The organism is Parabacteroides sp. CAG:2 (assembly GCF_000436315.1).
GTDB lineage: Bacteria > Bacteroidota > Bacteroidia > Bacteroidales > Tannerellaceae > Parabacteroides > Parabacteroides distasonis.
The window spans coordinates 35,082-46,337 of the sequence record NZ_FR885298.1 but is presented as its reverse complement, the minus strand read 5'-3'; the positions used below and the strand labels follow the sequence as shown (position 1 = coordinate 46,337).

11 protein-coding genes and 1 pseudogene are annotated in these 11,256 nt (G+C 45.7%); 10 read left to right on the top strand and 2 right to left on the bottom strand.

What is annotated here, in order from left to right; genetic code table 11:
• The 8 genes from QVP94_RS10240 to QVP94_RS10205 form a co-directional block, all read left to right on the top strand.
• Positions 1-592, top strand: a 592-nt coding sequence (locus QVP94_RS10240; RefSeq protein WP_288213236.1) for a di-heme oxidoredictase family protein, incomplete at its 5' end; no start/stop codon positions are given.
• 22 nt (positions 593-614) lie between these two features.
• Positions 615-1,850, top strand: coding sequence for a porin (locus tag QVP94_RS10235; RefSeq protein WP_005866751.1), 1,236 nt, complete (start codon positions 615-617; stop codon positions 1,848-1,850).
• 9 nt (positions 1,851-1,859) lie between these two features.
• On the top strand, positions 1,860-2,567 hold the full coding sequence (locus tag QVP94_RS10230; RefSeq protein ID WP_022192538.1) for a hypothetical protein: 708 nt from the start codon (positions 1,860-1,862) through the stop codon (positions 2,565-2,567).
• Positions 2,568-2,578: 11 nt separating this feature from the next.
• The gene (locus QVP94_RS10225) at positions 2,579-3,733 is read left to right on the top strand and encodes a Rid family hydrolase (RefSeq protein ID WP_009018360.1); all 1,155 of its coding nucleotides are present in this window, start codon (positions 2,579-2,581) and stop codon (positions 3,731-3,733) included.
• An 82-nt stretch (positions 3,734-3,815) separates the two neighbouring features.
• Entirely contained in the window at positions 3,816-4,505 is a 690-nt protein-coding gene (locus QVP94_RS10220; protein WP_010185248.1) for a hemerythrin domain-containing protein, read from the top strand.
• Positions 4,506-4,515: 10 nt separating this feature from the next.
• On the top strand, positions 4,516-5,127 hold the full coding sequence (locus QVP94_RS10215) for a response regulator transcription factor (protein WP_005861184.1): 612 nt from the start codon (positions 4,516-4,518) through the stop codon (positions 5,125-5,127).
• Between the two features lie 171 nt (positions 5,128-5,298).
• On the top strand, positions 5,299-5,865 hold the full coding sequence (locus tag QVP94_RS10210; protein WP_005861186.1) for a DUF3575 domain-containing protein: 567 nt from the start codon (positions 5,299-5,301) through the stop codon (positions 5,863-5,865).
• A gap of 18 nt (positions 5,866-5,883) precedes the next feature.
• On the top strand, positions 5,884-7,332 hold the full coding sequence (locus QVP94_RS10205) for a DUF3868 domain-containing protein (RefSeq protein ID WP_022192535.1): 1,449 nt from the start codon (positions 5,884-5,886) through the stop codon (positions 7,330-7,332).
• 59 nt (positions 7,333-7,391) lie between these two features.
• Here the strand turns inward: QVP94_RS10205 and QVP94_RS10200 are convergent, their stop codons facing one another.
• Positions 7,392-8,462, bottom strand: a complete 1,071-nt coding sequence (locus QVP94_RS10200; RefSeq protein ID WP_005861189.1) for an NAD(P)H-dependent flavin oxidoreductase — start codon at positions 8,460-8,462, stop codon at positions 7,392-7,394.
• A gap of 255 nt (positions 8,463-8,717) precedes the next feature.
• Here QVP94_RS10200 and QVP94_RS10195 point away from each other — a divergent pair, with 255 nt between their 5' ends.
• Both QVP94_RS10195 and QVP94_RS10190 read left to right on the top strand, forming a co-directional pair.
• Entirely contained in the window at positions 8,718-10,004 is a 1,287-nt protein-coding gene (locus QVP94_RS10195) for a putative porin (RefSeq protein ID WP_008773889.1), read from the top strand.
• A gap of 85 nt (positions 10,005-10,089) precedes the next feature.
• The gene (locus QVP94_RS10190) at positions 10,090-10,908 is read left to right on the top strand and encodes a PstS family phosphate ABC transporter substrate-binding protein (RefSeq protein ID WP_005861193.1); all 819 of its coding nucleotides are present in this window, start codon (positions 10,090-10,092) and stop codon (positions 10,906-10,908) included.
• A 93-nt stretch (positions 10,909-11,001) separates the two neighbouring features.
• Here QVP94_RS10190 and QVP94_RS10185 read toward each other — a convergent pair.
• A pseudogene (locus tag QVP94_RS10185) lies at positions 11,002-11,256 on the bottom strand (UDP-2,3-diacylglucosamine diphosphatase); the annotation flags it as partial.

Sequence of the window (11,256 nt, the reverse complement as noted above, 5' to 3'; positions counted from 1 at the left end):
TTCCGATCTCGGTGTTACGAACGATCGTTTCCCGCATGAGGTAGGAGAAGGACAGGGTAATATGATGGGTTTTGCCATGACCGGGGCGCAGGTCTCTACGGAAGATATGGAAGATGTGGATTTATACCTCCAGACCTTGGGGGTACCCGCCCGTCGGAATGTGGATGATCCTACGGTTCTTCAAGGAGAGCAACTTTTCTATCAAGCGAAATGTCATTTATGCCATGTGACTTCCTTGAAGACACGCCCTCGCGGATCTGTCCTTTTGAATAATACGGAATTGCCTCAATTAGGTAATCAGGTGATCCATCCTTATTCGGACTTTTTATTGCATGATATGGGTGTTGAGCTAGGGGATGATTATCCCAGTGGCTTGGCCAACGGTAATGAATGGAGGACTACCCCGTTATGGGGATTGGGATTACAAGAGGTCGTAAACGGCCATACCTATTATTTACATGATGGCCGTGCCCGGAACCTGACGGAGGCTATTATGTGGCATGGTGGGGAAGGAGCTGCGTCGCGTACCCTATTCTCTCGCATGACAAAAGACGAGCGGGCCGCTCTGATTAAATTCCTACAAAGTTTATAAATAAATAACGCATAGAATCGAAATGAAAAAAATATATAGGACGTTGCTTGTGGTGCTTCTATCAGCAGGTGTTTTCTCCGTGAAAGCTCAAGATACAAAGAAAGAGATGGATGATAAATATGTAGAGAACGATGTGGTTTCACTAGCGGGAAAGAAGGGCTTTTCTTTTTCTACCAAGGCCGGTGATTTTTTGTTTAAGCCCTATGCGTTGGTACAGGCAAGCGCTTGCTACAACCGATATGACGACCAAGGGCTGGAAAGCCATTATGCCAAGAGCGTAGCGAACTCCGGTTTCGCGATCCCTAACGCTATTCTCGGTTTTACGGGTAAGGCTTTTGGACGGGTTACTTTCAATTTATCGCTGAATGCCGCTAAGAGTGGAGGTGCTTTATTGCAACAGGCTTGGTTCGACGTAGCGATCAAGGAGTCGTTTCGTATCCGTGTCGGTAAGTTCAAGACACCGTTTATGCATGGCTATTTAAGTACTTTGGGGGAGACGTTGTTTCCGGTACTGCCTTATTCCGCTTCCCAATCCGTATTGCTTCCTTACGACGTGAATTATGTCATACCGAATATGTCCACGGGATTCGACTTGGGTGTACAGGTACATGGTTTGATCCATGATAAATGGAATTATCAAGTCGGTATTTTTAATGGTACGGGTATCGACGTGAATTTGGCGACTAAGACAAACTGCGATGATCATAAATGGTTGCCTTCGCTGTTATATGCGGGTCGTCTGGCCTTTATGCCGAAGGGGGAGATGCCAACGTCTCAAGGCTCACCGGAGAATCTGAACGACGATAAGATGTCTATCGCCGTATCTGCCTCTTATAATGCGGAGGCCGAGTTCTTGACCAGTAGCGACACTCGTGTGGGCGTTGAGTTCGCGTGGATCAAGAACCGCTGGTATGTGGCTGCCGAAGGTTACTATATGAATATGCATTTTACCAAGATCATGCAAAAGCCGGATAAGAATTTCTGGGGAGCTTACGCTCAATTGGGCTATTTCATCACTCCGAAATTGCAGGGTGCTTTGCGATATGATTTCTATGATCGTAACGCTACGGATGAGGGTGGTTTGTTGAATATGCCCGCCGCTGGTTTGAATTATTATTTCTTTAATAATAATTTGAAGCTACAGGTTATGTATCAATATCTAGGTCGTAGCGGTCATGCTACGCAGAATGACCGGGATGAGGACGCTATTGGATTGGCTCGTCACTCCGCTACGGCTATGTTGCAGTTCACGTTCTAATCTTTGGGTATGAAACGATATAGTCAATATATAATGTATGCCTTATTCCTGTTATTCGGGCTGGGTTGTGATGAGGGTAAGATTTATCCGGATGAGACGGTTGATTCCGGGCGAACCGCTACCGTGTCACTTTCTTTCACTGGCCTGAAAGCTTGGCCGAAGGAGAATATGCTCTCGTTATGTGCTTTTGGCGAGGATAAGTCGAAACCTTTGCAAACCCAGCGTATCAGTAAGCCGGCGGAAGACGGCAAAAGACTAAAACTCCGATTGAATAATGTCACTCCGGATACGAGGAGTATAGAGGTCGCTGTGATTAGTAGGGGATTGCGGTTGGTTTACTCCTATTATACGTCTCCGGTGGATGATTCGGACGAACCGCTTGATTTGTCTGTCGGCGAATTGGATTTAGCGAGCTTCAAACGTATACAAGCGCAGGTGTTCGACTTGAATTGCTTGTCTTGTCATGGAGGAGGATCGGGATTGGCCGGTCAGCTGGATCTTAGGGACGATGTGGCTTATAAATCTTTAGTGAACGTAAAGGCGCCCCTTTCGGAAGAGGGTAAGAACTACGTGACCCCGGGTAATATAAACAATAGTTTCTTGCTGGATATATTGGAGGATAATCCGGTACATAAGGATATGTTCAATAGTTCCGGGAAACAGGAGGTCCTTGCTTTGATCCAAGGTTGGATCTTAGGAGGGGCATTGGATAATTGATAAGAAAGAAAATGATGAATTATACGAGGAGGATAGATACGGATAAAGCGGTAGAAATGCAAATCTCTTCATTCACGGGTAAAGGTGGAACAACGGAATATCAGGTGATGGTATCGATCACGGACCCTTGTTTGTCTTTCGTGGAGCAATTGCAAAACCTTTTGCGGGTTTATGTGACTGTCGTGAAGGAAGAGCTATCGAATGACGCTACCGCCGTTTTCCGCCGTTATTTTTTAAGTGACGCAGCTAATCAGACGGATAGCGTGATGGAGTGGGAGTGCGAGAGCGCCTTTTGCCCGCTCTCTATCGTTCAGCAGCCGCCTTTGAATGGAACAAAGATCGCTATGTGGACCTATTTGCAAACGGGGATGTCGGTACAAACGTACGATTCCGGTTTACTGGAAGCGTCGCATAACGGTTATAGGCACCTCTGGGGGGGAGGTGCCTTCAATAAGGCGGCCAATTCGGAATACCAGACCCGGCTTTTATTGAATGACTATGTGATGCAATTGATGGGGCAGCGTTGTACGTTGGCCTCTCATTGTGTCCGTACTTGGTTCTTTGTGCAAAACGTAGACGTGAATTACGCCGGTGTGGTGAAAGCCCGAAAAGAAGTTTTTATCACGCAGAATCTTACGGAGAAGACGCATTATATCGCTAGCACGGGTATTGAGGGACGTCATGCCGATCCTTCGGTGTTGGTACAGATGGACAGTTATGCGGTGGATGGATTGGAGCCGGGACAGATTCAGTTCCTTTACGCTCCCACGCACTTGAATCCTACTTATGAATATGGTGTAACCTTCGAGCGGGGTACGGCTGTTACGTATGGGGATCGTAAACAGGTCTTTATCTCGGGTACGGCGAGTATCGATAACCGGGGAGAGATTGTCTATCCGGGCGATATCGTAAAACAAACCGAGCGGATGATGGAAAATATCAGCGTGTTGCTGAAAGAGGCGGACGCTACTACTCGTGATATTACGCAGGCGATCACCTATTTGAGAGATATGGCTGATTATGCGGTGGTTAAGAAGTATTTTGAGGCTCATTACCCGGATTTGCCACATTTGATAGTCTTGGCCCCCGTTTGCCGTCCCGGATGGTTGATAGAGACTGAGTGTATAGCGGTCGTGCCGACGGAGTCGTCCTTTAAGCCTTTGTGAAATAATAATAAATGTACGAGATATGGAAGAAAAAGGAGTATATTTGGCTATTCAAACACCAAGACAAGTTAGAAAGAAGCCTATGTATAAAAATGGAATGTACCGGGAAACCGATAAAATGAGTGATCTGATCTGCGAGAACTATCCGATGGTTTTAGTCATGAGCCGTTTTGGTATAGCGCTTGGGTTCGGAGAGAAGAATATCGGGGAGGTTTGCCGGCAGAATGGGGTGGATGCTTGTACTTTCCTGACGGTCGTGAATTTCTTGGTCGAGGAAGTGAATACGCCTGTCGAGAATATCAGCAAATGCCTGTCGATCGAGAACTTGATCCGCTATTTGCATAATGCCCATGATTACTTCTTGAACTTCCGCTTGCCACATATCCGTCGTAAATTGGTAGACGCTATATCCGGGTGCCCGGAGGATGTCGCTTTTGTGATCACGAAGTTTTTCGATGAGTATGCGGAGGAGGTAAATAAACATATGTCTTATGAGGAACGTGCTGTTTTCCCTTATGTCCGTAATTTGTTGGAAGGAAAGAGAGATCCGAAATACAATATTACGATCTTCCGTAAGCGTCATGATCAGATCGAGATGAAGATCACGGAGTTGAAAAATATCCTGATCAAATACTATCCGGGAGCGGGTACGAATATGCTGAATAGTGTCTTGTTCGATATTTTTGCCACGGAGGAAGACTTGGCTTCACATACCCGTGTGGAGGATTATTTGTTTGTACCGGCCATATTGGCTTTGGAAAAGCAATTATAAGCATGAATCGATGAGTACAAATCTAAAGATTGCGATAGCCGAACCTTCTGTTATCATAAGGAGCGGACTGGAGAACCTGTTGAAACGGTTACCGGGTTTCCGTATCCAGATGGTGGAGATTCATTCGGTGGAATCTCTTTTCGACTCGCTTCGTATGCACAAACCGGATGTGTTGATCGTGAATCCGGCTTTGCCCGGCTATTTCACGTTGCAACATTTGAAGGAGGAAAGCGGCTGTGCCGAGATGAAATGTATCGCTTTATTATATTCTGTCTCAGACAGTGTGTTATTGCGTTCTTATGATGAACAAATTAACATATACGATAGCCCTGATGAGATCAAGCACAAATTGGAACGGTTGAACGCCGAGGTACTTCCGGATGACGAGCCGGAAGGGGATGACGAGCAACAATCGTTAAGCTCGAGGGAAAAAGAGATCGTAGTCTGCGTCGTGAAGGGAATGACAAACCGAGAGATAGCGGATCGTTTGTTTCTTTCTACGCATACGGTCATCACCCACCGCCGTAATATCGCTCGGAAACTTCAAATTCATAGTGCTAGCGGTCTTACGATCTATGCGATTGTCAATAAGCTGGTCGAATTAGGCGACATCAAGCAGTAATCGTATATTTATAAATAAGTTAAAGGGAATGTGGATAAGCGATAAAAGCGCCTTCCGCATTCCCTTTACCATTAATATAATTAAATTTAATGATCATATCTTATTAACGCTTATCGAAAACTAAAACCCGTTTATTCCTGTTTCTTCTTCAAATCATTAAGCTTATAAGAAATGAAGAAAGCATTTTTACTTGGATTAGCATTGTTATTTTCCTTATCTATGAGCGCACAACATTTTGCGTTGAAGAACAATCTTCTCTACGACGCGACTACGACTCCGAACTTAGGATTCGAGGTGGGCTTAAGCAAAAAGGTTACATTGGATGTCTCGGCGGGATATAATCCTTTCAAGTTCAATGACGGTAAGAAACTGAAGCATTGGCTTGTCATGCCGGAAGTGCGTTATTGGACTTGCGAGAAATTCAACGGTACGTTTATTGGCGTGCATGCGTTGGGCGGACAGTATAATATCGCCGGGATTAAATTACCCTTTGGCATATTCCCTAATTTGAAGGACCATCGTTATGATGGTTATTTGTACGGTGGCGGACTTACGTTGGGACATCAATGGATACTGAATAAGCGTTGGAGTATAGAAGCCGCTATCGGCGCCGGTTATGCCCGTGTACATTATGATAAGTATAATTGCGGGGAATGTGGCTCCAAGATCGAGACCAAGAACTCGAACTATTGGGGTGTAACGAAAGCGGCCCTTTCTATCATTTATTTTATCCACTAAAAAACGATCTAGAGAGATATGAGACATTTATTGAGTATATGTATCGCTTTATTGTTCCTCGGAGGTGTGAGCCTACAGGCACAGAACGGTGTGCGGGGAACTGTTAGTTTCGAGAATGTAAGCGCAAAGAAGGACGGAAGCCAGCTTATGATGAATTTTACGACCAATCTGAGCAATCTGCGTTTGAAATCCCAAGAGATGGTCATCCTGACACCGGTATTGCAATCGGTGGATAAATCGCAGTCTTACCAGTTTAACCCGATCGTGATTACCGGGCGGGCACGTATGAAGGCGTTGAACCGTGAGTTGGGTTTCGATAGTTATGAATTTCCCCAAACTCCTAGCTTGATTATCCGTCAGACGAAGAAGGGGCCGGAATTGATTCCGGTGGAATTGTCCGTACCCTATGCGGGATGGATGCGAAACGCTACCTTGATGGTGGATGAGAATACCACGGGATGCGCTTCTTGTGAGGTCTCAAATGACATCTATGGGGTGATGAGCCGTGTATTGCCTCCGTTAGCTCCTCCCGTTTATGAGCTTAGCTATGTTACTCCTCCGGTAGAGCCTGTGAAACAACGGAGCGAGACGCATTCCGCTTATTTAAACTTTGAGGTAGGCAAGTCCGTATTGTTACGTGATTTCAAGGATAACGCTACCGTGCTGAATGAGGTGAATAAGATTGTAACGGAAGTCCGTAACGATAAGAATCTTAGCTTTACCGAATTTAAGGTTACCGGATACGCTTCCCCGGAAGGTGGCTACGATTATAATATGAGATTGTCTGAGAGCCGTGCCAAGGCTTTTGTCGCTTACATGAAAGATAAGGAGAAGATGGACCCTTCCTTGATGAAAGTGAATTGGATGGGTGAGGATTGGATCGGATTGCGTCAAGAGGTTACGAAATCAGATTTGGCGAATAAGAAGGAGATTCTGGAGATCTTGGATATTCAAGATATAAACAGGCGCAAGGCTAAACTACATGCCTTGAACGGAGGTCGGACTTATAAGATATTATTGGATAAATACTATCCTCCTTTAAGACGTATTGATTATACCTTGGCTTATATCGCACGTCCGTTCGACGTGAACGAGGCCAAGCAAGTGATCAAGACGAAACCTCAATATTTAAGTTTGAATGAGATGTTCTTGGTAGCCAATTCTTATGATAAAGGCAGCGATCAGTTCAAGGAGGTATTCGATATCGCCGTTCGTCTTTATCCGACCGACCCGATCGCTCAATTAAATACGGCGGCCCTTGAGATTGAGACTGGTGCTTACGATCCGGCCATCAGTCGTTTGCAAGGTATTAATTTGCCGGAAGCATGGAATAACCTAGGTGTCGCTTATGCGATGAAGAAGGATTATACGACCGCTATGCAATATTTCGATCAAGCTGCCCAAGCCGGCGTGCAGGATGCCGCCGCGAACCGGAATGAGCTGGCTGCTTGGTTGGCCGAGCAATAATGGAGATACTTGCCTTCGAATATAAAAAAAGCCCCCGTTTCCGGAGGCTTTTTTTGTGCTTATAATTTCGCTTTCCATTCATTCATCAACTCGGTAATGGTTTCCCGTACCGAAGTGATCTTATTCGCTCGCCAAGCGTTACTGCCGGCGAAAGCGTATCCATTCTCGAAATTCCCTTTGAAGGCGTTGTACAAGGCGGTGACGATACAATACGGGCTGCGTGATATATCGCACGTCTTGATACAGTTGAAGGGACAAGCTTTCGGTTGCTTGATTCCCGCCTTCACTTTCTCAAGGAAACTGCAATGGATGGCTCGTCCGGGCATGCCGACGGGACTTTTGATGATCTCTATGTCCTTCTCCTCTGCCTGTATATAGGTCTGTTTGAAGGCTTCCGAGGCATCGCATTCCGTGGTGGTAACGAACCGGGTTCCTAACTGAACGCCTGATGCTCCAAGGTCTATCATGCGTTTGATATCTTCACCCGTATAAATGCCTCCTGCTGCGATTACCGGGATCTTTTTGTCGTATTTCTGCTCGAAATGAGAGACTTCCTCTACGACTTGAGGTAATAATTCTTCCAATGAGAAATGCTGGTCTTCCAACTGGTTTTCCTTATATCCCAGATGTCCACCCGCTTTCGGGCCTTCTAGTACCACCGCATCCGGAAGATAATCATAGTTATTCTTCCATTTCTCGCAGATGATACGTACGGCACGTGCGCTGGAAACGATGGGAACCAGCTTGGTGACGCTATCTTTCTTGAGGAAAGAAGGCAAGTCCAAAGGCAGTCCGGCACCGCTGAAAATGATGTCTACCTTTTCCGCTATACTGGTCTTCACCAGTTCAGCGAAGTCGGAAAGAGCTACCATTACGTTTACGCCGATGATACCTTTCGCTTTTTCCCGGGCCTTGCGGATCTCTTCCGCTAACCCGAGATTCCCAGCTTCTGTATAATTGCTGGGTGACAATTTCTTATATAAAAGTCCGAGACCGGCTGCGGAGATAACGCCGATCCCACCTTCATTTGCGACGGCCGAGGCTAAGCCGGAAAGAGAGATGCCTACGCCCATTCCACCTTGGATGATTGGAATACGAGCCTTTAGGTCTCCGATTGTTAATGTCTTCATTAAAAAAATAAATATAGTGTTTCAATAATCGAGGCAAAGGTAGCACAATATCCCAATAAATGTGCGAAATGGACCAGAATTATCGCGCAAATATTCTAGTCATGTGCAATGTATGGAACGAACCGATTATTTTATGTAAATTCGTCCCTGAATAATTAGGCAAGACGTCTGTAACAGGATTGTAATGTATGTGAAACGGGTGTGAAACAGGAGCGTTGTAACTTTGCGACGCAAATATAGTTTTTATAGTTAGGAATGAAATTAGGAAAAGTTATAGCGCTCATGTTAGTGCTGCTTCCATTCAGTATGGGAGCGCAGGAGGTGGATCAGTCGGTGGAAAAACGTATCGATTCCTTGGCTACGGAAGTGACTACCTTGGATAAGGTAGTCCAGAAGCTAAGCAAATTCAAGGTTTCCGCTTATATCCAAGGACAATACCAATATGGACAGGAGGACGCTACCTTGAAGGTGGGCGATAAGAACGAGAACTTGGATAAAGGGTTTAACCGGATCGGTATCCGCCGGGGCCGTATGAAGTTCGAGTACAATGATGGGATCGGAACAGGTGCTGTCCAGATCGAGGTGAATGATAAGGGAGTAAGTTTCCGTGATCTGTATATTGGTATCAAGGACCCTTGGACGAAGCGTAGCCAGTTGATGGCTGGTGTGTTCAACCGTCCTTTCGGTTATGAGGTCTGTTATTCCACGAGTTCTCTCGAATCTCCGGAGAGAGCGACTATTATCCAGTATTTCTTCCCGGATGAGCGTGACTTGGGAGCGATGCTTACCTTACGTACCAAGACTACCAGCCCATTGAGTTTCTTGCGATTGGATGCCGGTCTGTTTGCCGGAAACAGTATCAACCGGGAGACGGATAGCCGGAAAGATTTCATCGGGCGTCTGGGTGCCGAGAAGGCGATAGGCGACTGGGGAAAATGGGGAGCCGGTTTCTCCTATTACCATGGTTTTGTCTACAACCCGACTACCGAGGCGTATGAGATGCGTGGCAATCATTTCGTTAAGAGGGATATGGGAGAGACGGGTACTTATATGAAGCGCCAGTATTTAGGTTTGGATGGACAGTTTAGTTTTCTTTCATCTTTAGGAAAGACCACTCTCCGTGCGGAAGGTTTGATCGGTACCCAACCCGGTATCGCCGGGAGCAGTAAAAGCCCGAACTACAGTACCCGACCGGAGAATTTGCCGGAAAATTCTTTGTTTAAGCGCCCTTTCCTTGGTTACTTCTTTTATTTGGTACAGGATATAGGCGCCTCTCCTTTCTCCGCCGTATTGAAATATGACGTTTACGATCCGAATACGAAGGTGAGTGGAAATGAGGTAGGGGCGGAAAATAGCTTCACTTCAAAAACCGACTTGGCTCAAAGCACGATAGGTATCGGCGGTATTTATAATTTCAATAAACATATCCGTCTACAAGCTTACTACGAGTTTAACTTCAATGAGAAAAGTAACCTCGTGAAGGGCTACGAGAACGACCGGAAGGATAATGTATTGACAGTCCGTCTTCAATATAAGTTTTAATTCATAGGATTGTAATATCTGTTTCATCCCATTGAAATACCGAAGTATTTATTTTGTATCGTAAATAAAAGATAAATACAAAGTAATGAAGAAGACGATTTTATTAGCTGCCATGGCAGCGTGTTTGTTTGCTACGAATGTGTTTGCCCAGAAGATAAAGGGTAGCGATACTTGTTTGCCTCTTACCCAGACTGAAGCCGAGAATTTCATGAATAAGAACAAAGCTGCTAAGATAACGGTGACGGGTGGTGGCTCCGGCGTGGGGATCTCCGCTTTGATGGAAGGCACTACGGATATAGCGATGGCTTCCCGTAAGATGAAATTCGACGAGCGCATGAAGTTGCAAGAAGCCGGAAAGAAGACGAAAGAGGAGGTGATCGCCTATGACGCTCTGGCTGTTGTCGTGCATCCTTCCAACAAGGTATCCAATCTGACCCGGGAGCAATTGGAAGGCATTTTTACCGGCAAGATCAAGAATTGGAAAGAAGTGGGTGGTGCGGATATGAAGATCGTGGCCTATTCCCGCGAGACTTCTTCCGGAACCTACGAGTTCTTCAAGGAGAGCGTGTTGAAAAATAAGAACTATATGAACGGTATCTTGAGCATGCCGGCTACAGGTGCCATTATACAAAGCGTAAGCCAGACGAAAGGAGCCATTGGCTATGTAGGTCTTGCTTATTTGAATAAAGAAGTGAAGCCGATCCATGTATCGTATGATGCCGGAAAATCCTACGTGGAGCCTTCGTTGGAGAACGCGAGGAATAAGACCTATCCGGTTGTCCGTCCGTTGTTCTACTACTATGAGACGAAGAATGCCTCAAAGGTGCGACCGTTCATCGATTATGTGATGTCTGCCGAAGGACAAGCGACGGTGAAGAAGGTTGGTTATATCCCGGTAAAGTAAGCGGAAAATCCGGACAGCGTTGTATGAGCACATCATACAACGCTGTCTAAGGTGCTTCGACAGTACTGTCTAAGGTGTTAAGACAACGCTGTCTTATGTGTTGGGATAAGATTGTCCGTCCGTCTCTTCCAGAAACTGATCCATATACAGATTCTCGCCATCCCATACGATATAAGAGAAGAATTGCATCCAATCCCCGGCTATGAGAATACGGGAGGTACGGCTTAACATCAAGTCCAACATGATGTGGCGATGGCCGAAAATGAAGAAGTTTATATCGGGATGCGTCTTTAGATATTCCTTGGCGAAAACAACCATATATTCTGCGTCTTCCCCTTGATACTTTTT

What these genes read in the sequence shown, in the direction of transcription:
- QVP94_RS10235 (WP_005866751.1), top strand. Translation starts at nt 615, where the DNA reads ATGAAAAAAATATATAGGACGTTGCTTGTGGTGCTTCTATCAGCAGGT.
- QVP94_RS10230 (WP_022192538.1), top strand. Translation starts at nt 1,860, where the DNA reads ATGAAACGATATAGTCAATATATAATGTATGCCTTATTCCTGTTATTC.
- QVP94_RS10225 (WP_009018360.1), top strand. Translation starts at nt 2,579, where the DNA reads ATGATGAATTATACGAGGAGGATAGATACGGATAAAGCGGTAGAAATG.
- QVP94_RS10220 (WP_010185248.1), top strand. Translation starts at nt 3,816, where the DNA reads ATGTATAAAAATGGAATGTACCGGGAAACCGATAAAATGAGTGATCTG.
- QVP94_RS10215 (WP_005861184.1), top strand. Translation starts at nt 4,516, where the DNA reads ATGAGTACAAATCTAAAGATTGCGATAGCCGAACCTTCTGTTATCATA.
- QVP94_RS10210 (WP_005861186.1), top strand. Translation starts at nt 5,299, where the DNA reads ATGAAGAAAGCATTTTTACTTGGATTAGCATTGTTATTTTCCTTATCT.
- QVP94_RS10205 (WP_022192535.1), top strand. Translation starts at nt 5,884, where the DNA reads ATGAGACATTTATTGAGTATATGTATCGCTTTATTGTTCCTCGGAGGT.
- QVP94_RS10200 (WP_005861189.1), bottom strand. Translation starts at nt 8,462, where the DNA reads ATGAAGACATTAACAATCGGAGACCTAAAGGCTCGTATTCCAATCATC.
- QVP94_RS10195 (WP_008773889.1), top strand. Translation starts at nt 8,718, where the DNA reads ATGAAATTAGGAAAAGTTATAGCGCTCATGTTAGTGCTGCTTCCATTC.
- QVP94_RS10190 (WP_005861193.1), top strand. Translation starts at nt 10,090, where the DNA reads ATGAAGAAGACGATTTTATTAGCTGCCATGGCAGCGTGTTTGTTTGCT.